We start from the raw sequence: 19,506 nt of genomic DNA on the forward strand, positions 1-19,506 counted from the left end.
AGATGAAAACGCTACACCAACGTCAAAAAAACCTCCTATAAAATGAAAACCACCAGCACAACCGATCGGTTTTACTGGCAGTCATCCTTTACTTTTAATTTGCATTACGCATAGAAACGTTCTTTACTTCATCGCCTTTGATGAGTTGCTATAGTGTAAGGCTTTGTCACCAATGTCATTTCGATAAAACAAACCCGACAAAGGCAATTTATTGATTGCTTCATAGACGTTCTTTTGTGCAGTAGCTAAATCCTCAGCTGAAGCTTCCACAAGAAAAACACGACCACCAGCTGCCGTCAAATCGCCTTGATCAGTAGTCTCCTCCACTCCTGCATAAAAGAATTGTGTTCCTTCTCCTTGAGGAGATGGAACAGGCATTCCTTGCTGATACTTGCCAGGATATCCTTGCGATGCAATCACGACACCGATCGAAGCCGCTTGGTTCCAGCGGATCGCGGGCTCTCGATCCTGCAAGAGATCATCAATGATCTGTGCCAGGCTACTATCTAAACGACTTAACACGACTTGCGTTTCTGGATCACCAAAACGAGCATTAAATTCAATGACTTTCGGTCCATCATTAGTAGCAATCAGACCTGCATAAAGAATACCAGTAAATGGTGTCTTATTACGAATCATCCCTTTTGCTGCAGGAAGTAAAACTTCTTTGACCGCTTGATCGACCATTTCTTGCGAAATCTGCGGTACTGGTGTGTACGCCCCCATACCACCTGTATTCGGCCCTAAATCGCCATCAAACGCACGTTTATGGTCTTGGGCAATGACCATTGGATAGACGGCTTCGTCCTTAACAAACGCCAAGAGCGAAAACTCTTCGCCAGCCAAAAACTCTTCGATCACCACTTTTGCACCACTTTCACCAAAAGCATTTTGCTCCAGCATCGCTTCGACAGCTGCATTCGCCTCATCAACGGTTTCAGCAACAACTACGCCTTTGCCTGCCGCTAAGCCATCCGCTTTGATAACGATCGGTGCACCTTTAAGTTGGATATATGCTTTTGCTTGCGCACTATCTGTAAAGCTTTGATAGTCAGCTGTTGGAATGTGATTGGCACGCATCAATTCTTTGGCAAACTCTTTTGATCCTTCGATCATCGCTGCTTGTCGATTGGGACCAAAAATTTCCAAGCCCGCCGCCTGAAAATCATCTACGATGCCATTTAGTAATGGAACTTCTGGACCAACGAAGGTCCAATCAACCTCCTGCTCTTGAGCAAAAGCAATCAAACCTTCATGATCGGACTCTTCAATTGCGACTGTCACGATCCCGTCTTTTCGCATTCCAGGATTGCCCTTTGCACAAAAGACTGTTTCAACTTGAGGGTCTTGCAGAAACTTTTTTGCGACGGCATGTTCTCTGCCACCACTACCAATAACAAGTATTTTCATCGTCTTCTCCTATTTCTTAGTGTTTAAAATGACGAACACCAGTAAAGACCATCGCCACACCGTACTTATCTGCCATGTCGATCGATTCTTGATCTTTGATACTACCACCAGGTTGAATAATCGCTTTGATTCCTTGTTGTGCTGCATATTCGACACTGTCATCCATCGGGAAAAAGGCATCGCTTGCCAGCACTGAACCAGCCAATTTATTGTTTTCACGGGCTTGTTCCACAGCGATTTTCACTGAACCAACGCGGTTCATCTGACCAGCACCGATCCCGACGGTTTGCTGTTGATTGGCTAAAACGATCGCATTGGACTTCACGTGTTTCACCGCTTTCCAAGCAAATGCCAAGGCTGCGATTTCTTCTGGTGTCGGCTGTCTTTTGGTCACCACGGTCCAATCTGCTGGTGACTCCATTTGATCGTCTGGTTCTTGCACCAATAAGCCCCCAAGGACAGAGACAACTTCTGGCTGTTTGGCTGCTTTTTCGAAATCAACAACCAGCAAGCGCAGATTTTTTTTCTTCGTTAGGATTTCAAGTGCTCCTTCTTCAAATGCAGGTGCAATAATGATCTCAAGAAAAATCCGCTGCAGCTGCTGCGCAGTTGCCACATCAACTGGACGATTTAAGACGATAATCCCGCCAAAAATCGACACTGGGTCTGCTTCGTAAGCTTCTTGGAAAGCTTCAGCAATCGTTTCTCCACTTCCGATTCCACATGGATTCATGTGCTTTAGGGCTACTGCAGTTGGCTCTGTAAATTCTTCTGCGATCCGTAAGGCAGCGTCAGCATCTTTAATGTTGTTGTAAGACAATTCTTTGCCGTGGATTTGTTTTGCGCTGGCAATCGAATAGGGCACGGGTAATGCGTCTTGATAGAAGGAAGCTTTCTGATGACTATTTTCACCATAACGCAATGTTTGTTTCAAAACATAGGTTTTCGTCAAGTTCTCCGTTTCTGTTTCGGCCACCGCTTTGGTCAAGTATTCACCAATCAAGGCATCGTAGGCTGCGGTATGACGGAAGACTTTGGCAGCTAATTTCTTTCTTGATGCCAACGTCGTATTGCCTTCCTTCAGCTCAGTTAAAACCCAGTCGTAATCCTTGGGATCAACGACAACAGTTACTGAGGCATGGTTTTTCGCCGCAGAACGCAGCATGCTTGGTCCGCCGATGTCGATATTTTCGATTGCGTCGGCTTCTGTGACATCAGGCTTGCTGATCGTTTCTTTAAATGGATAAAGATTGACGACAACGAGGTCGATCGGTAAAATACCGTGCTCAGCCATTGCCTCCATATGAGAAGGCAGATCACGTCGCCCTAACAGACCACCATGCACCCGCGGATGTAGCGTTTTTACCCTACCGTCCATCATTTCAGGAAATTCTGTGATCGCTTCGATGCCGATCGGTTGAAGCCCTGCTTCCTCCAAGACGGTTTTGGTCCCGCCAGTTGAAATGATCTCAAATCCTAAATTGGTCAATTCTTGGACAAATGGTACCAGTCCTTCTTTGTCAGACACACTGATTAATGCACGTTTATTCACGATTTGATAGCCCCTTTTCCACAATTTCAGCTAAAACAGCTGGATAGATTTGGTGTTCCACTTGATGAATTTTCTCTGTCACACTTGTTAACGTATCGTCGGTGTCAATCCGAACGATTTCTTGGGCAATGATTGGCCCTGTATCAATGCCAGCATCGACATAATGAACCGTAACCCCCGTCACTTTCACGCCATAAGCGAAGGCATCGGCAATCCCAGATTTGCCTGGGAAGCTCGGCAACAACGAGGGATGGATATTGATGACTCTGCCTTCATAAGCGGATAATAGGGTGTTCCCGATGATCCGCATATACCCAGCTAAAACAATAAAATCGATGGCATGATACTGCAATTCTTCGATCAATTTCCTTTCAAAGGCTGCTTTTGACGCAAAAGCCGCTGGCTCCAAGACAAGCGTTTCATAGTCTCTTGCGCGGGCTTTTTCTATCACTGGCGCTGCAGGTTTATCGGAAAAGACCAATCCGATCTGCGCCCCTTTGATTTCATTAGCCTGGATCGCATCGGCGATCGCTGTAAAATTGCTGCCCGTTCCAGAAGCAAAGACGGCGATCCTCATCGGACTGCCTCTTTAAAGCAGACAGCTTCGTTGTCACGTTTCGTCACTTTACCGATCCGATACGCTGGTTCTTCATTGGCAGATAGAAGCGCCATTACTGCCGCAACATTTTCTGGCGCAACGGCTAAGACCATACCGATCCCCATGTTGAAAATCTCGAACATTTCTTGGTGAGGAATCGCGCCATGAGCAGCGATCAGATCAAATATCGGCAACTGCGGCCAAGTGTCTAAGGAGATTTCTGCCGCCAGACCTTCAGGCAGCATCCGCGGGATATTTTCAACAAAGCCGCCACCAGTGATATGAGAAATTCCAGCTAGCAATCCTTCTGTCAATAAAGGCTTCAATGCATCCACGTAAATTCTCGTTGGCGTCAATAAACTTTCTGCAAGTGTTTGGTTGTCAAGTTCTGCAAATGTTTCTGCTCCTGTATAGCCATGCTGTTCAAAAAAGACTTTTCTGACTAAAGAGTACCCATTCGAGTGAATGCCTGATGAAGGCAAACCAATCAGCTCATCGCCTTCTTTGATGGTTTCTCCAGTGATCAAGCGACTTTTTTCGACGATTCCTACGGCAAAGCCAGCAAGATCATATTCTTCTGGTTGGTACATTCCCGGCATTTCAGCGGTTTCCCCACCAATCAGGGCAGCACCCGCTTGCACACAGCCCTCTGCGACACCAGCAATGATTTGTTCGATCTTTGCAGGATCGTTTTTACCGACTGCAACATAGTCAAGGAAGTAGATAGGTTCTGCCCCTTGAGCGACGATATCATTCACGCACATTGCGACGCAATCAATGCCGATCGTTGTATGCTGTTCTTGCTGGATCGCCAATAAAAGCTTAGTTCCTACACCATCTGTCCCAGAAACGAGTACTGGTTCTTTCAATTGGTACGATGATAAGTCAAAACAGCCACCAAAACCCCCGATTGCCCCCATCACGCCTAGACGTTCTGTTCGTTTCACATGCTTTTTGATCCGTTCGACTACTTCATAACCGGCTTCGACATCGACACCGGCTTTTGCATATGCATTTGCCACGTTCGTTCCTCCTCAATCATTCATCCGCTTTTCTTCATTCAGCTCATTCGTCGTTAACGCAAGTAAACCAGCGGTCCTTCACTGCTTCGTTTGAAAAACCATTTTTGCCTACAATTTATTCAGCTAAAGACGCGAGATAGTTTTCTTCATAATCATACAAAGGGGTTGGATAATCGCCATTGAAATAGGCCATACACAATCCTGAGTAAGGTGCGTCAAAATCTAAACCGATCGCTTCGATCAACCCGTCTTCACTTAAAAAGGCCAAAGAATCTGCTTCGATTTTTTCACAAATCTCAGCTTCCGTATATTTGGCTGCGATCAATTCTTTTCTCGTTTGAATGTCGATCCCGTAAAAACACGGATAGCGCAAAGGCGGCGAACCGATACGTACATGAACTTCTTTGGCACCTGCTTCTTTTAGCAGTTGCACGATACGGCGGCTGGTGGTTCCTCGGACGATCGAATCGTCGACTAGAATCACTCGTTTGCCTTCGACTACGCCACGAACAGCTGAGAGCTTCATCCGTACACCTTGTTCCCTTAACTCCTGCGTCGGTTGAATAAACGTTCGTGCGATGTATTGATTTTTTACTAAGCCTAATTCATAGGGAATACCTGAAGCTTCTGCATACCCGCTGGCAGCAGATAAGGATGAATTCGGTACACCAATGACCATATCCGCTTCGATCGGCGCCTCTTGTGCTAAGCGACGGCCCATATTTTTACGGGCACGATGGACGTTGACGCCAGCGATGTTGGAATCAGGACGGGCAAAATAGATAAACTCCATCGAACATATCGCAGGTTGTACTTCTTGGGTATACTGTTCAATTTGAATGCCTGCATCATCAATGATCACGACTTCGCCTGGTCGGACATCACGAATAAATTCCGCACCGATGACTTCCAACGCACAGGTTTCTGAAGCCACCACATAAGCACCATTGACCATTTTCCCGATTGACAATGGCCGAAAGCCATTGGGGTCTAGTGCTGCGATCATGGCATTTTCGGTCAGTAAAAGGTACGCAAATCCACCTTTAACTTGATTTAATGCCTCCTTGACCCGATCCATAAAAAGCGGTTCTTCGCTGCGACGGATCAAGTGCATGAGAATCTCTGTATCGGAATTCGAGTGGAAAATCGCACCAGCCTTTTCTAAGGATTTCCGTAGACTTTTCGCATTCGTCAAGTTGCCGTTATGAGCTAAGCCAATCTGCTGATCAAAAAATTTGAATAAAAATGGTTGAATATTATCAACGCTACCATTACCAGCAGTTGCGTAGCGAACGTGACCAATAGCAGCATCTCCTGTCAGACGCTGGAGGACACGTTCATCCGAAAAGACTTCCGCTAGCAACCCTAAATCACGGTGGCCATTGAGTTTCCCCGCATCATTCGTGACAATCCCTGCACCTTCTTGGCCGCGATGTTGCAAACTGTGTAGTCCGAAGTAGGTGACGCGAGCGGCATCTGGATGACCCCAAACACCAAAAACCCCACATTCCTCGTTGAGGCTCTTTACTTCATTAAACATGGAATGGCTTCCTCCCATTTCAATTTCGCCTCAGTAAGGGGCATCTCGATCGTATCATCTTGTGCTTGCATGCGAATCTGGCCATCAGCAGTCACTTCCCCGATCGCTGTTGCAGCAGCGCCTACCAGCGCTTCAAAAGCTGCTTGCTTATCAGGTGCGACTGAAAGCACAAATCGGGATTGGGTTTCTGAAAACAATTGTGCTGCTGGCAATGACACGGTCACATTTAGACCAAAGCCCTTGTCAAAAGCGGATTCGGCTAAAGCGATCGCTAAACCACCTTCGGCACAATCGTGGGCACTTTGAACAAGACCTGCTTGGATCGCTGCGGTAACCAATTGTTGGTTCATTTTTTCTGTTTCAAGGTCAAAGGACATTAAACGCCCAGCGATCTTTCCTGTCTGCAGTTTTTGCAATTCAGACCCATTGAAGTCAGCATGGGTTTCCCCTAGGACATAGATCAGATCCCCCGCTGCTTGGAAATGCTGCGTCGTGATATGCGCCAGCTCTTCGATCAATCCGACCATCCCAATTACCGGCGTTGGATAGACCGATTGTCCGTCCGTTTCGTTGTATAAGGAGACGTTCCCAGAAATGACTGGTGTCTCTAGCACACGACAAGCTTCTGAGATCCCGTCAGCAGCCGTGGATAACTCCCAGAATCCTTCTGGTTTATCTGGCGAGCCGAAGTTAAGGCAGTCAGTGATCGCCAATGGACGCCCACCGGAAGCGACGATATTTCGAGCAGCTTCTGCAACTGCGATCTGTCCGCCGACTTCTGGATCTAAGTACAGGTAACGAGCATTACAGTCAGTCGTCATCGCCAAGGCTTTATTGGTTCCCTTGATTCGTAAAACAGCGGCATCACTGCCGGGTCCTACCACGGTATTGGTACGAACTTGCGAGTCGTAGGTTTCAAAAATCGAGCGTTTTGAAGCGATCGTCGGCTGCTGCAGTAGATCGGCAAATACAGACGTTGCTGAATGAATCACTGGAACAAAGTCCGGTGTTTCCTTAAACACTTTGATCCGTGCTGGTTCTGCCATCTCTTTGTAGTAAGTCGGTGCATCTTCAGCTAAAGCATCCACTGGTAAATTAGCGACTTCCTGTCCATGATGGAACAAACGATAGTTGCCATCATCCGTCACTTCACCAATCACGACTGCTTCTAGATCGTATTTCTTAAATAGGGCTTCCACTTCAGCTTCATGCCCTTTTTTGACACAGATCAGCATCCGCTCTTGGGATTCTGACAACATCATTTCATAAGGCGTCATATTGGTTTCTCGTTGTGGAACATCATCTAACGTTAAGCGCAACCCTGATCCGGCTTTTGATGCCATCTCGGCACTAGAAGAAACCAATCCAGCAGCACCCATATCCTGAATTCCGACTAAAATGTCCGAATGATCCACGATCAATTCCAAACAAGCTTCCAACAAAAGTTTTTCCATAAAAGGATCACCGACTTGTACGGCGGAACGTTGCTGTTCTTCTCCTTCGACAAATTCTTCCGATGCAAAAGTCGCCCCGTGTATCCCGTCGCGTCCTGTTTTTGCGCCGACATACATGATGGTGTTTCCAACACCTTTAGCCTGCCCTTTTTGAATATCCTTGTGGGCAATGATCCCTACACACATCGCATTGACTAATGGATTGCCTTCATAACAAGGATCAAATGCCACTTCACCACCGACGGTCGGAATCCCAATACAGTTGCCATAGCCACTGATTCCAGCAACGACTTCTTCCAAAAGATATTTCGTTCTTGGATTATCTAACTCACCAAATCGTAAGGAGTCTAAAACAGCAATCGGTCTTGCACCCATACTGAAGATGTCGCGGATGATCCCACCAACACCAGTTGCTGCTCCTTCATAAGGTTCCACCGCAGAAGGATGATTATGGCTTTCCGCTTTAAAAACGACGGCTAGATCATCGCCGATATCCACGATACCCGCACCTTCGCCAGGTCCTTGCAGTACTTGCGGCCCTTCTGTCGGAAATTTCCGCAAAACAGGTTTGGAATTTTTGTAAGAACAATGTTCACTCCACATCACTGAAAAGAGTCCAGTTTCGGTATAGTTCGGTAAACGTCCCAAAATATCTTCTGAGATCATCCGATATTCTTCTTGGGTCAATCCCCATTGCTCGTATAATTTCGTGTCTTTGATTTCTTGTGGTGTAGGTTCTTTTACGATCATTTTATCCATTTACCGGCACCTTCCCAAAATTTTTCAATAATGAAGCAAAAAACTTCTTGCCATCTTCTGAGCCTAATAAGCTTTCCATCGCTCGTTCTGGATGAGGCATCATGCCTAGAACATTGCCAGCTTTATTACAGATACCAGCGATGTTGTGTAGGCTACCGTTGACGTTATCTTCATAACGGAAAACGATTTGATTGTTGGCAACCAATTCCTGATAAGTCGTTTCATCACAATAATAATTGCCCTCACCATGAGCGACAGGAAGCGTAATGACTTGATCCGTTTCATATTCAGAAGTAAAAGCTGTTTGATTATTCACTTGCAGACGGACCGGTTTGCAAATAAAATGGAGTGATTCATTTCTTTGTAAAACCCCTGGTAACAAGCCCGCTTCCGTTAAAATTTGAAACCCATTGCAGGTACCAAAGACAGGTTTGCCTTCATTTGCCAGACGAATGACCTCTGACATGATCGTTGAAAAACGGGCGATCGCTCCACATCTTAAGTAATCACCATAAGAAAATCCTCCTGGAAGCAAAACACCGTCAAAACCAGCTAAGCTGTCTGCATCATGGCGCACATATTCTGCTTCTGCCCCCATGATATCTTTGATTGCCCACATCAAATCAACATCACAATTTGATCCAGGAAAAACGATCACTGCAAATTTCATAGGGCCGCTTCCTCCATTTGAACCATTTCATAACGGTAGGTTTCCATATTGACGTTTGCCAAAAGCTTGTCGCAGATCGCTTCGATTTCTTCTGCTACAGCTGCTTGTGTTTGATTGTTTGAAGGTGTCACTTTGATTTCAAAGTATTTCCCGATCCGAATATCACTGACATCTTGATACCCCAAGCGATGAACGGCTCCTTTCACAGCTTCTCCTTGAGGGTCTAAAACAGATTCCTTATAGGTTACATAAACTTTGACTAAATACATGCTGAATTCTCCTTTTCTAAACGATTTAAGACTTCTTCATAAACAGGAACGATGTCCCCTAATTCACGTCGATAAACATCTTTATCAAGATGCTCATTTGTCCCCATATCCCATAAACGACAAGTATCTGGTGAAATCTCATCAGCCAGAAGCAACTCGCCCTTTTTGGTTTTGCCGATCTCGATTTTAAAATCGATCAAGCGAATGTTGATGTTCGCAAAGATTTCCAGTAACGCAGCGTTGACTTGCAGCGCCAATGTTTTGATCTGGTCCAGCTCCTCTTCTGAGGCAAGCCCTAGATAAAACACATGATCATCATTGATAAACGGATCATCCAAGCGATCTTCTTTGTAGTAAAACTCTACGATCGGCTTTGGCAGTTTGGTTCCTTCTTCGATGCCCAAGCGCTTTGAAAAACTACCAGCAGCCGTGTTGCGAACAACGACTTCTAAAGGAATCATGGTGACAGATCGAATTAATTGTTCGTGTTTAGACACTAATTGAAGAAAGTGACTTGGGACGTTTTTGTCGGCTAAGCGCTGAAAAAGATGCGCAGTGATCTGATTGTTCAAGGCACCCTTTCCTACAACGGCATCTTTCTTTTGACCATTCAATGCAGTAGCTTGATCCAAATAAACGACTCTCAATACATCCTCTTCGTTGGTTTTAAACAATTTCTTGGCTTTTCCTTCATAAAGAAGCACTTCTGATTCCATAATCCACCTCAGTTAAGTAATATTTTTCACATAGCGATGACACACATCTTTATTTGCTTATTATTCTAACAACGCAGAAAAAGCGGGTCAACGATTATCTGTACATTTACATATTAATAAACACGAATGTTCGCTTTTTACCCAGTTGGTTGAAAGCAGATTCCTCTTTAGAAGCAGCGAAGAATTTATAAAGCGTTTACAATATTCTTTTTTCATGCTATATTTAGGTCGTATTGTAGCTACATTCAAGGAGGAGTACTATATGTGGTCGCTAAAGAATCGTGCTGAACTTTTTTTAGCTCATTTATCAGACAAAGAAAAACAACAGCTCCATAACGAATTATTGGCCGTGCAGCAAATCCTTTCCATCAACCAACAAACAAGTTTCTATTTATTCAGTCCCTTCAAAAAAGGGGCGCGCCCTCATTATGCCGAAGAACAAAAGCGTGTTCTACAATTTCAAAATGAACGCAATGACGAATTGATCATTCATCAAATCCATCGCCAAAGCTTATTTAAACATACGTATTCTTTTCGGATTTATTTTAATTTAGAAGAAATGGACTTTTCTTTCTTGGATGATCTTTTGCATCTTTTGAAGGAACAAAGCCAGACACCAACGTTTAAATTGAGTCCAGCGGCAAATTGACTGAGTATCCTTCGATAAAAAAAGGTAAAATAAACAAAAGCCCGTAATTTCTCGGGCTTTTTTTGTTATACTATTTTCAGACAACAGAAAGGATACGATTATGCTATTTACGAAACAATCATTTGATGCTTTTTCTTTAGAAACGTTAGACGAACGAATGGAAAAAATCCGTGCCGAGATTCAGCCGATTTTTCAAACGATCGGTGAGGCAGCGATCCCATTAATTGAAGAAAGCTGCCAAGAGCCTTTTTATTTGCATATTGCTCAGCACCGACGCAGAACCGTCTACCCTCCTGCCGAAACCTGGGCAGGGATCGGTCCGAACAAACGAGGCTATAAAATGGATGCCCACTTTCAAATTGGGATCAATCAAGCGTATGTCTTTGTTTGGCTCAGTGTGATCGATCAACCGAAAAATCAAGCAACGATCGCGGAATCTTGGCTGGCTCAAAAAGAATTATTCGATCAATTACCAGCTGACTTTACACTTTCTCCTGATCACACAAAATACGACCACCACCCTATCGCCATGTGGCCAGCCTATCTGGAACGATTGAAGAAAGTCAAAAAAAGTGAACTTCAAATTGGAAAGATCTTTCCAAAAGAAATGATCGAAGACGTTGAGATGGCGGATATTTTAGCAGTTTATCAAACGCTGTTGCCGCTTTATCATGCCCGTTTATCGGCACAAAAGGAGGAACAATAAAATGTCAGAAAATCGGCGTTCTCGCACCGAAAAACCAGCGAAAAAGCCTAAGCGCTTCGTCTGGTTGGCACTTCCTGCCGCCTTATTGGTACTAGGTGGTGGCTATTATGGTTATACCGTCTATCAGGATCGGCAAGAAGAAGCCGCTGCTAAAAAAGCCCTCACTTCCTTTATCGACGCTTTGGCCGATCAGAAGTACAGTGACTTGCCTGCCTTCGTGTCTGAAGACAGTTTAGCATCAACCGGCTTTACCGCAGACGAAGTCTCTGCAAAATACGAAGCGATCTTCACTGGTATCGGTGCCGAATCATTTAAAGCCTCTGGGATTGAGGTAACTCCTAATGACAAGGATTCCGATCAATTCACTTTCCAATACAACGGTTCCTTGACCACCTCGTTAGGTGAATTAACCGAGCTTTCTTATAGTGGCACGATCACTGTAGCTGATAACGAAGCCAAGATCGATTGGTCCCCTCAGTTGATCTTTCCAGGAATGGAGGGACAAGACAAAGTCAGTATTTCCGTAGATAATGCCACTCGCGGTGAGATTCTCGACCGAAACAACGAACCACTAGCAGAAAATGGCACGCTTTATCAGTTAGGCGTCGTTCCGGGGCAACTGGGCACGGGAGACGAAAAAAACGCCAATATCAAAGCGATCGCGGAACGTTTCGACCTGACAGAAGAAGCCATCACTCAAGCGTTGGAGCAATCTTGGGTTCAAGATGAGTTGTTCGTCCCCTTGAAGATCATCGAACCAACGGATGAGATGCCAACTGGAACAAGTTTAAAAGAAACGACTGGACGCACTTACCCACTTGGGGAAGCTGCCGCCCAACTGATTGGTTACTTAGGAAATGTAACAGCGGAAGATATCGAAAAAGATGAAACACTAGCAAGCAACGGACAAATTGGTCGTAGTGGTCTAGAAGCTGCCTTCGATAAAGAGTTGCGGGGCGAAAATGGCGGAAAAATCGCCATCACAGATGAAGACGGTGCTGAAAAATCGGTTCTTTTAGAAAAAGAACGCGCAGATGGCAAGGATATCCAATTGACTATTGATGCCCAAGCCCAAAAGACGGCGTTTGACTCCTTACAAAACCAAGCAGGAGCAACGGTCGTTACCGAACCCAAAACTGGCGATCTGTTGGTACTTGCCAGCTCGCCAAGTTATGATCCCAATAAAATGACCCAAGGGATCTCACAAGAAGATTATGATGCGTATGAACAAAATGAAGACCTGCCTTTCATCAGCCGCTTTGCTACGGCCTATGCACCTGGTTCGACCTTTAAGGCCATCACTGGTGCGATCGGCTTGGAAAATGGCACGATCGATCCTACGCAGAGTATCGCAATCGATGGATTGAAATGGCAAAAAGATAGCTCGTGGGGCGACTACTTTGTGACGAGAGTTACTGATGTAGCTTCTGTGAATCTCAAGGATGCACTGGTATACTCTGATAACATTTATATGGCGCAACAAACTTTATCTATGGGCGAAGATGCCTTTCGTGACGGCTTGTCCAAGTTGATTTTTGGTGAAACATTGGATTTACCGATCGCGATGAATCCTGCTCAAATTTCAAATGAAGACTCCTTCAATTCGGACATTTTACTGGCAGATACCGGCTATGGTCAAGGAGAATTGCTATTGAATCCAATCCAGCAAGCGGCGATCTACTCCGTCTTTGCCAATCAAGGGAAGCTGGTCTATCCCCGTTTAGTGAAAGAGGCAGAGCAAAAAGACAAAGAAGTCTTTAAAGCAGAAACGATCGATCAAATCAATCAAGATTTGACCGCCGTTGTTTCCGATTCAAACGGAACTGCACATTCCTTGGCAGCATTAAACATTCCATTGGCTGCTAAGACAGGAACAGCTGAAATCAAAGAAAAGCAAGATGAAAAAGGCCAGGAAAACAGTTTCTTATTTGCCTTTGATTCGCAAGACCAAGGATTTCTGATGGTCTCCATGCTAGAAGATCGCCAGGAAAACCAATCAGCAACTGGTTTAGCACCTGAGCTATTGACCTACTTAGCTGAACATTATTAAAAAAAGCCGCAACCTTCAGACAAGTATCTGAAGGTTACGGCTTTTTTCTTATTCGGCTAAACCGACACGTTCAAAGATCGTGTCGACTTGTTTTAAATGATGGTTGTAATCAAACGCATCGTCTAAGTCTGCTTTGGACAACACATCCGTAATGGCTGGATCAGCTTCTAATAGTGGACGGAAATCCGTTTGCTCATCCCAAGCTTGCGCTGTTTTTGGCTGAACCAAGTCATAGGCTTGCTCTCTTGTCATACCGTGATCGATCAATTTCAACATCACTCGTTGGCTGTAGATCAATCCAAAGGTCGCATTCATATTGCGCTTCATATTCTCTGGGAAAACGGTCAGATTTTTGACGATATTCCCAAAGCGATTCAACATATAATCGATCAAAATCGACGTATCCGGAATAATGATCCGTTCTGCCGATGAATGTGAGATATCCCGTTCATGCCACAGTGAGACATTTTCATAAGCTGTCACCATATGGCCGCGAACGACTCGTGCAAGTCCCGCCATATTTTCACAACCGATTGGGTTACGCTTATGGGGCATGGCAGAAGAACCTTTTTGTCCTTTGGCGAAGAATTCTTCAACTTCTCGGGTTTCTGATTTTTGTAAGCCCCGGATTTCGGTGGCAAATTTCTCAATGCTCGTTGCTATCAACGCCATTGCAGAGAAATACTCTGCATGTAGGTCACGAGGTAGTACTTGTGTGGAAATATCTTGCGCACGAATCCCTAATTTTTCACAGACATACTCTTCGACAAACGGTGGAATATTTGCAAAGGTTCCAACTGCTCCGCTGATCTTTCCTGCTTCGACCCCTTTTGCTGCCCGCTCAAAACGTTCAACATTGCGTTTCATTTCCGCATACCACAAGGCTAATTTCAAGCCAAAGGTCGTTGGTTCCGCATGAACACCATGGGTACGCCCCATCATCACGGTATGTTTGTATTCTTTTGCTTTTTCACCAATGATCGTCACAAAACGATTCAAATCTTCCCGAATCAAGTCGTTGGCTTGCTTCATCAAGTAGCCATACGCAGTATCAACAACATCCGTCGACGTCAAGCCGTAGTGGACCCATTTACTTTCATCACCTAAAGATTCAGAGACTGCTCGGGTAAAAGCAACCACATCATGTCGCGTTTGCGCTTCGATCTCTAAGATACGGTCGATATCAAAGGTTGCTTTTTCACGAATCAACGCAACATCCTCTTTCGGTATCTCCCCTAGTTCCGCCCAAGCTTCATCCGCCAATATTTCTACTTCTAACCACGCTTGGTAACGGTTTTGATCGGTCCAAATAGCACCCATTTCTGGTCTTGTATAACGCTCTAACATTTTTTATCTCCTTTAATCCCAAATATTGGTTTGATAGATTTCTTCAGTGGTCTCTGCGATATCTTCTGTCAAAACAGTGATATGCCCCATTTTACGCCCGGTTTTCGCTTCTTCTTTGCCATAGTAATGGAATTGCCAAGCAGGTTTTGTGGCAATCAACTCATAGGTTTCTGTCAATTCATCGCCTAAGACATTGACCATGACTGCTGGTGAAAGCAATGTCACTTCCGGTAATGGCCAGCCACAGATCCCCCGGATATGGGCATCAAACTGACTCATGGAACAAGCTTCAATCGAATAGTGACCAGAATTATGCGGTCGTGGTGCCAACTCATTGACATACAAGCCGCCGCTTTTGGTCAGGAACATTTCGATGGCTAAAACACCTTGCAGATCCAAGGCCTTCGCAATAATATGAGCGATCCGTTTGGCTTCTTCGGCAACTTCTGGATCAATGCGCGCAGGAGCGATCGTTTGATGCAAAATATTGTTGCGGTGGATGTTTTCTACCACTGGGAAAGTGGTAAAGGTTTCTCCATTACCAGCAACTAAAATCGACAATTCTTTTTCAAAAGGAATCCACGCTTCTAATTCGCACGTCCCTTCACGCAGCAAGTTCATCGAAGGCGCTAAATCAGCAGTGCTGTAAAGTACGTGCTGGTCTTTTCCGTCATAACCGCCTCTAGTCGTTTTTAACACACAGGGGTAACCGATACTGTCGATGGCATCTTGGATATCCGTTGGACTGATGATCGTGGCATAAGGTGCAATCACGATATTGTTAGCCTCTAGAAATGACTTTTCTAATAAACGGTCTTGAGTGATTGCTAACAGGTCAGTCCCTTGAGGGATATGGGAATAAGGCAAAATGGAATTTAATGCCTCGACACTGACATTTTCGAATTCATAGGTAATCACGTCGGCACGTCGAGCCATTTCTTCTAAAGCAAACACATCATCGTAGGCAGCAACAATATGCCAATCAGCGACTTGGGCTGTTGGACAATTGGCAGTAGGGTCTAAGACGCCAACCCGAAAGCCCATTTCTTTGGCACTCATTGCCATCATACGACCTAGCTGTCCTCCGCCAACGATTCCGATCGTTGCGTTGGGCATTAAAGGTTTAATCAAGTTGATCACTACTTTCCAATACAATTTCTTTTAATGTATTTCTTCGCGCGTTTAATTTCTCCGCTATCTCTAAATCATACATGGAAAGCATCTGTGCTGCAAGTAGTCCTGCGTTAGTTGCGCCAGCTTTTCCGATCGCTGTTGTTGCCACTGGTACCCCAGCTGGCATCTGCACGATCGATAGTAGGGAATCCAACCCGTTTAATGCGCGAGATTGTACAGGCACACCAATGACGGGCAACGTTGTTTTCGCTGCGACCATTCCTGGCAAATGAGCTGCTCCCCCTGCTCCTGCGACAATGACTTTGATTCCTTCTGCACGAGCAGTTTCGGCAAATTCGAACATCAAATCTGGTGTACGATGTGCCGAAACGACTTTTTTCTGATAAGGTATCGCTAACTCATCTAAAATCAAGCAGCACTCCTTCATTGTTTCCCAATCTGACTTGCTCCCCATAATCACTGCAACTGCTGGTTTCATTTGATTTTCCCTCCAACGATTTTTTACTAGTTTCTTCTGAAACAAGCTCAGAAGTATTTTCTCACGAAATTAGTTTGTTAGCAGCAGTTTGTCACTGCGACCCAACGCCCCTTGCATAACACGTTATGACTAACAATCACTTTCACCTTTAAATAGTAACGAGTTGCCGGAGCAATGTCAAAATATTTTCGAACTATTTGCTAGTTTAACTTTGTATCGTTCGTTTTTATGGCTAAGAAAACTATTCAATCTTTCTGTTTGGTAGGAAAAAGACAAATAAAGGAACAATACAAAAAATCCAGACGAATCCTCGTCTGGATCAAATCAACTTACTGTTGCAAGCTCAGTTCCGTCACTTCGTCTGTTTCTTTCGGCAATCCATTGAAGAACAGATTCAAAACAATGGCTGTCAAACTACTCATGACGATCCCATTGCCTGTAAACATTTGGACGGTTTCAGGCATCTGACTGAATAAGGTTGGCATCATATTGAACCCTAAACCAAAACCGATCGATACCGCAATCACTAACAAGTTCTTGTCATTCATAAAATCAACTTTGCTCAGCATTCGCATCCCTTGAACAGCGACCATGCCAAACATCACTAACATGCCGCCTCCCAGTACTGCTTCTGGAATGATTTGCGCAATGGCACCAACTTTTGGAAACAGCCCTAATACGATCAAAAAGATAGCTGAAAAGAAAATCGGGCGTCGCGTCTTAATACCTGAAAGTTGAACCAAACCTACATTTTGTGAAAATCCAGTATAAGGGAATGTATTGAAGATCCCCCCAAGGATCACCGCCAAGCCTTCCGCACGATAGCCGCGCTTTAAGTCATTGCCTGTAATCGGTTTTTCAGTAATATCTCCCAGCGCAAAATAAACACCAGTGGACTCTACCAGACTCACGATGGAAATAATGATCATCAAAACGATCGACCACAGATCAAAGGTTGGTAAGCCAAAATAAAAAGGCTGAGGCAAATGAAACACAGGCGCGTGGGCGATGGCAGAAAGATCCACCAATCCTAAGAGCGCTGCTAAAATGGTCCCACCGATCAAACCGATCAAAACGGCAATCGAGCGAATAAAGCCTTTCCCAAAGACCTGCACCCCAATGATCAAGGCAATCGTCACAAAGCCTAACAATAAATTCGTTGGATCACCAAAGTTAGCAGCTGCAGCATCGCCGCCACCGATTTTAGTGATGGCGACTGGAATCAAGGTCAAGCCGATGACGGTAATCACGGTTCCCGTCACCAATGGGGGAAACAAGACTTTGATTTTCGAAAAAATGCCAGCGATCAGAACAATGAAAATCCCAGCAGCAATGATCGCTCCGTAAATCGCACTGATCCCTGATTTGGTGCCAATCAAAATCAATGGGGAGACAGCTTGGATGGCACAGCCTAAAACGACTGGTAGGCCGATCCCGAAAAAGCGGGTAACAACTAATTGCAAAAGCGTAGCGATTCCGCACATGAAAATATCGATCGAGATCAAATACGTCATCTGAGCTTCATTGAAGCCCAGACCTGTCCCAATCAACAAAGGAACGGCAACAGCTCCTGCATACATCGCTAGCAAATGCTGCAAGCCTAAAACTGCTGAACGGCTATTCGTTTCTTTCATTAGGCATCTCCTTCTAAAAAGCTGACTTGTCCCTCAGACAATGAGGCGATCCGTGCTAGTGAAACAACAGGAATTCCCATTTCTTCAAGTAATTGTCGACCACTTTGGAATGATTTTTCAATCACGATACCGATACCGACGACGTTGGCTCCTGCTTGTTGACACAGTTCGATCAACCCTTTTGCTGCTTGTCCGTTTGCTAAAAAATCATCAATAATCAAGACTGTATCCTCTGATGACAAAAATTTCTTGGAAATCGATACTTGGCTGGTCACTTGCTTGGTAAAGGAATAGACAGATGCAGTCAGCAGCTCTTCATCCATCGTCAAACTCTTTGCTTTACGGGCAAAGATCATTGGTACTTGTAACTGTTCTGCAGTATAAAGGGCTGGTGCGATCCCTGAAGCTTCGATGGTCACTACTTTTGTGATGCCGCTTCCTTGAAACCGTTCCGCGAAGACTGCACCGATTTCTTTCATCAACTCATAATCCACTTGGTGGGTCAAAAATTGGTCCACTTTAAGAACCCCTTCGCCCAGCACATTTCCGTGTGTTTTGATACGCTCAACTAATTTTTCCATCCTAGCTCTCCTCGTTCCTTTCTATTCCATCCTGAAAAAAAAGACACTCTTTTTGCCAAAGCAAAAAAAGTGTCTAACAGGCACGATTTTTACTTATAGTCCGATATTTACGGTATCGGGTAGAGACTGTCGACCATATTTCGACGATATACAAGTAATTTTTAAATGATAGATTCGATTATGCCTGTCTTTGATTAAAAACACAAGCATGGAATGCCCTTTATAAATAAAAATATTCTCATTTGTGGATCATTTCCTACTCTGGCTTCTCCATATCGCGATAGTGTTCCATCTTTTTACTGAAAAGCTCCCCATTGGACGGCGGCGTGTAGGTGATGGCATTAGCGCCTGCTTCAATCGTTTCTAAGATGCTTTCATCGGTTGGTCCACCGGTTGCGATGATCGGCAGCTTCGGATATTTTTTACGGAAGAAAGCCACGGTATCTGCTGTGTCCTTGCCAGCACTGATATTGATGACTTTCACACCAGCTTCAAGCTTGGCATCAATTTCGGTATACTTACTCGTTACGGTACTGATAACGGGAATATCTACAACTTTACAGACCTGCTCTACAGTTTTCAGTGGCGTTGGTCCGTTTAAGACGACCCCGATCGACCCTTGGGCTTCAGCAAACATGCTCATATAAGACGAGCGAAATCCTTGGGTCAAGCCCCCGCCGACACCAGAAAACACTGGAATGTCCGCTGCTTCGATGATTGCTTTCGTAATTGCTGGGTGTGGTGTAAAGGGATAGACCGCAATCACAGCATCCGCATTTGTATTGCGGATGATCGCAATATCCGTTGTGAAAATAATGGAGCGGATTTGTTTTCCAAATATTTGAATACCGCTAGCCTCTCGAATAACTTTAGGCACTTTCACGATATCTTTGCGCAAATCGGTGGTGATTTTTGGCATATATTTTTCTTCCATAAG

General features: G+C 44.7%; 18 protein-coding genes and 1 riboswitch. Of the genes, 3 read left to right on the forward strand and 15 right to left on the reverse strand.

Annotated features, from left to right (window positions below):
- Positions 1–123: 123 nt before the first annotated feature.
- The 9 genes from purD to purC all read right to left on the reverse strand — a co-directional run bounded on the left by purD (position 124) and on the right by purC (position 9,990).
- Positions 124–1,410: a phosphoribosylamine--glycine ligase gene (purD, locus tag IGK14_RS09515; RefSeq protein ID WP_010749594.1), complete on the reverse strand. Its 1,287-nt coding sequence runs from the start codon at positions 1,408–1,410 to the stop codon at positions 124–126.
- A 16-nt stretch (positions 1,411–1,426) separates the two neighbouring features.
- Positions 1,427–2,962: a bifunctional phosphoribosylaminoimidazolecarboxamide formyltransferase/IMP cyclohydrolase gene (gene purH / locus IGK14_RS09520; protein ID WP_015509884.1), complete on the reverse strand. Its 1,536-nt coding sequence runs from the start codon at positions 2,960–2,962 to the stop codon at positions 1,427–1,429.
- Positions 2,955–3,539: a phosphoribosylglycinamide formyltransferase gene (gene purN, locus IGK14_RS09525; protein ID WP_010749592.1), complete on the reverse strand. Its 585-nt coding sequence runs from the start codon at positions 3,537–3,539 to the stop codon at positions 2,955–2,957. Before purN ends, purH begins: the two co-directional genes overlap by 8 nt.
- Positions 3,536–4,582, reverse strand: coding sequence for a phosphoribosylformylglycinamidine cyclo-ligase (gene purM / locus IGK14_RS09530; protein WP_010749591.1), 1,047 nt, complete (start codon positions 4,580–4,582; stop codon positions 3,536–3,538). The genes purN and purM overlap by 4 nt, the downstream gene beginning before the upstream one ends.
- 115 nt (positions 4,583–4,697) lie before the next feature.
- Positions 4,698–6,122 carry an amidophosphoribosyltransferase gene (purF, locus tag IGK14_RS09535; protein ID WP_010749590.1) on the reverse strand — a complete coding sequence of 475 codons (1,425 nt, stop codon included), beginning with the start codon at positions 6,120–6,122 and terminating at the stop codon, positions 4,698–4,700.
- Entirely contained in the window at positions 6,107–8,335 is a 2,229-nt protein-coding gene (purL, locus tag IGK14_RS09540) for a phosphoribosylformylglycinamidine synthase subunit PurL (RefSeq protein WP_010749589.1), read from the reverse strand. Before purL ends, purF begins: the two co-directional genes overlap by 16 nt.
- Positions 8,328–9,005 carry a phosphoribosylformylglycinamidine synthase subunit PurQ gene (gene purQ, locus IGK14_RS09545; RefSeq protein ID WP_010749588.1) on the reverse strand — a complete coding sequence of 226 codons (678 nt, stop codon included), beginning with the start codon at positions 9,003–9,005 and terminating at the stop codon, positions 8,328–8,330. Before purQ ends, purL begins: the two co-directional genes overlap by 8 nt.
- Positions 9,002–9,274: a phosphoribosylformylglycinamidine synthase subunit PurS gene (purS, locus tag IGK14_RS09550; protein ID WP_010749587.1), complete on the reverse strand. Its 273-nt coding sequence runs from the start codon at positions 9,272–9,274 to the stop codon at positions 9,002–9,004. Before purS ends, purQ begins: the two co-directional genes overlap by 4 nt.
- Entirely contained in the window at positions 9,265–9,990 is a 726-nt protein-coding gene (purC, locus tag IGK14_RS09555; RefSeq protein ID WP_438712115.1) for a phosphoribosylaminoimidazolesuccinocarboxamide synthase, read from the reverse strand. The genes purS and purC overlap by 10 nt, the downstream gene beginning before the upstream one ends.
- Positions 9,991–10,204: 214 nt before the next feature.
- On the opposite strand from purC, the gene IGK14_RS09560 reads away from it, so the two are divergent.
- The 3 genes from IGK14_RS09560 (at position 10,205) to pbp4 (ending at position 13,395) form a co-directional block, all read left to right on the forward strand.
- Positions 10,205–10,639: a hypothetical protein gene (locus IGK14_RS09560; protein ID WP_016611022.1), complete on the forward strand. Its 435-nt coding sequence runs from the start codon at positions 10,205–10,207 to the stop codon at positions 10,637–10,639.
- 100 nt (positions 10,640–10,739) lie between these two features.
- Complete coding sequence (locus IGK14_RS09565; RefSeq protein ID WP_010749584.1) at positions 10,740–11,345, forward strand: DUF1054 domain-containing protein; 606 nt, start codon at positions 10,740–10,742, stop codon at positions 11,343–11,345.
- A gap of 1 nt (position 11,346) precedes the next feature.
- A complete protein-coding gene (gene pbp4 / locus IGK14_RS09570) occupies positions 11,347–13,395 on the forward strand; it encodes a penicillin-binding protein PBP4(5) (protein WP_438712117.1) in 2,049 nt (682 codons plus the stop codon).
- A 48-nt stretch (positions 13,396–13,443) separates the two neighbouring features.
- On the opposite strand, the gene purB is transcribed toward pbp4, so the two are convergent.
- The 6 genes from purB to IGK14_RS09600 form a co-directional block, all read right to left on the reverse strand.
- Positions 13,444–14,742, reverse strand: a complete 1,299-nt coding sequence (gene purB / locus IGK14_RS09575) for an adenylosuccinate lyase (RefSeq protein WP_438712119.1) — start codon at positions 14,740–14,742, stop codon at positions 13,444–13,446.
- A gap of 12 nt (positions 14,743–14,754) precedes the next feature.
- Complete coding sequence (gene purK, locus IGK14_RS09580) at positions 14,755–15,882, reverse strand: 5-(carboxyamino)imidazole ribonucleotide synthase (RefSeq protein ID WP_010749581.1); 1,128 nt, start codon at positions 15,880–15,882, stop codon at positions 14,755–14,757.
- The gene (gene purE, locus IGK14_RS09585; RefSeq protein WP_010749580.1) at positions 15,866–16,354 is read right to left on the reverse strand and encodes a 5-(carboxyamino)imidazole ribonucleotide mutase; all 489 of its coding nucleotides are present in this window, start codon (positions 16,352–16,354) and stop codon (positions 15,866–15,868) included. The genes purK and purE overlap by 17 nt, the downstream gene beginning before the upstream one ends.
- Before the next feature lie 329 nt (positions 16,355–16,683).
- Positions 16,684–17,988, reverse strand: coding sequence for a nucleobase:cation symporter-2 family protein (locus tag IGK14_RS09590; protein ID WP_010749579.1), 1,305 nt, complete (start codon positions 17,986–17,988; stop codon positions 16,684–16,686).
- Entirely contained in the window at positions 17,988–18,569 is a 582-nt protein-coding gene (locus IGK14_RS09595) for a xanthine phosphoribosyltransferase (protein WP_010749578.1), read from the reverse strand. The genes IGK14_RS09590 and IGK14_RS09595 overlap by 1 nt, the downstream gene beginning before the upstream one ends.
- A 76-nt stretch (positions 18,570–18,645) precedes the next feature.
- Positions 18,646–18,743: riboswitch (purine riboswitch) on the reverse strand.
- Between the two features lie 82 nt (positions 18,744–18,825).
- The gene (locus IGK14_RS09600; protein ID WP_010749577.1) at positions 18,826–19,503 is read right to left on the reverse strand and encodes a hypothetical protein; all 678 of its coding nucleotides are present in this window, start codon (positions 19,501–19,503) and stop codon (positions 18,826–18,828) included.
- Positions 19,504–19,506: the final 3 nt, after the last annotated feature.

Source organism: Enterococcus sp. DIV0970a (assembly GCF_051711265.1).
Lineage (GTDB): Bacteria > Bacillota > Bacilli > Lactobacillales > Enterococcaceae > Enterococcus_D > Enterococcus_D casseliflavus.

What these genes read in the sequence shown, in the direction of transcription:
- purD (WP_010749594.1), bottom strand. Translation starts at nt 1,410, where the DNA reads ATGAAAATACTTGTTATTGGTAGTGGTGGCAGAGAACATGCCGTCGCA.
- purN (WP_010749592.1), bottom strand. Translation starts at nt 3,539, where the DNA reads ATGAGGATCGCCGTCTTTGCTTCTGGAACGGGCAGCAATTTTACAGCG.
- purF (WP_010749590.1), bottom strand. Translation starts at nt 6,122, where the DNA reads ATGTTTAATGAAGTAAAGAGCCTCAACGAGGAATGTGGGGTTTTTGGT.
- purL (WP_010749589.1), bottom strand. Translation starts at nt 8,335, where the DNA reads ATGGATAAAATGATCGTAAAAGAACCTACACCACAAGAAATCAAAGAC.
- purQ (WP_010749588.1), bottom strand. Translation starts at nt 9,005, where the DNA reads ATGAAATTTGCAGTGATCGTTTTTCCTGGATCAAATTGTGATGTTGAT.
- purS (WP_010749587.1), bottom strand. Translation starts at nt 9,274, where the DNA reads ATGTATTTAGTCAAAGTTTATGTAACCTATAAGGAATCTGTTTTAGAC.
- purC (WP_438712115.1), bottom strand. Translation starts at nt 9,990, where the DNA reads ATGGAATCAGAAGTGCTTCTTTATGAAGGAAAAGCCAAGAAATTGTTT.
- IGK14_RS09560 (WP_016611022.1), top strand. Translation starts at nt 10,205, where the DNA reads ATGCTATATTTAGGTCGTATTGTAGCTACATTCAAGGAGGAGTACTAT.
- IGK14_RS09565 (WP_010749584.1), top strand. Translation starts at nt 10,740, where the DNA reads ATGCTATTTACGAAACAATCATTTGATGCTTTTTCTTTAGAAACGTTA.
- pbp4 (WP_438712117.1), top strand. Translation starts at nt 11,347, where the DNA reads ATGTCAGAAAATCGGCGTTCTCGCACCGAAAAACCAGCGAAAAAGCCT.
- purB (WP_438712119.1), bottom strand. Translation starts at nt 14,742, where the DNA reads ATGTTAGAGCGTTATACAAGACCAGAAATGGGTGCTATTTGGACCGAT.
- purE (WP_010749580.1), bottom strand. Translation starts at nt 16,354, where the DNA reads ATGAAACCAGCAGTTGCAGTGATTATGGGGAGCAAGTCAGATTGGGAA.
- IGK14_RS09590 (WP_010749579.1), bottom strand. Translation starts at nt 17,988, where the DNA reads ATGAAAGAAACGAATAGCCGTTCAGCAGTTTTAGGCTTGCAGCATTTG.
- IGK14_RS09595 (WP_010749578.1), bottom strand. Translation starts at nt 18,569, where the DNA reads ATGGAAAAATTAGTTGAGCGTATCAAAACACACGGAAATGTGCTGGGC.
- IGK14_RS09600 (WP_010749577.1), bottom strand. Translation starts at nt 19,503, where the DNA reads ATGGAAGAAAAATATATGCCAAAAATCACCACCGATTTGCGCAAAGAT.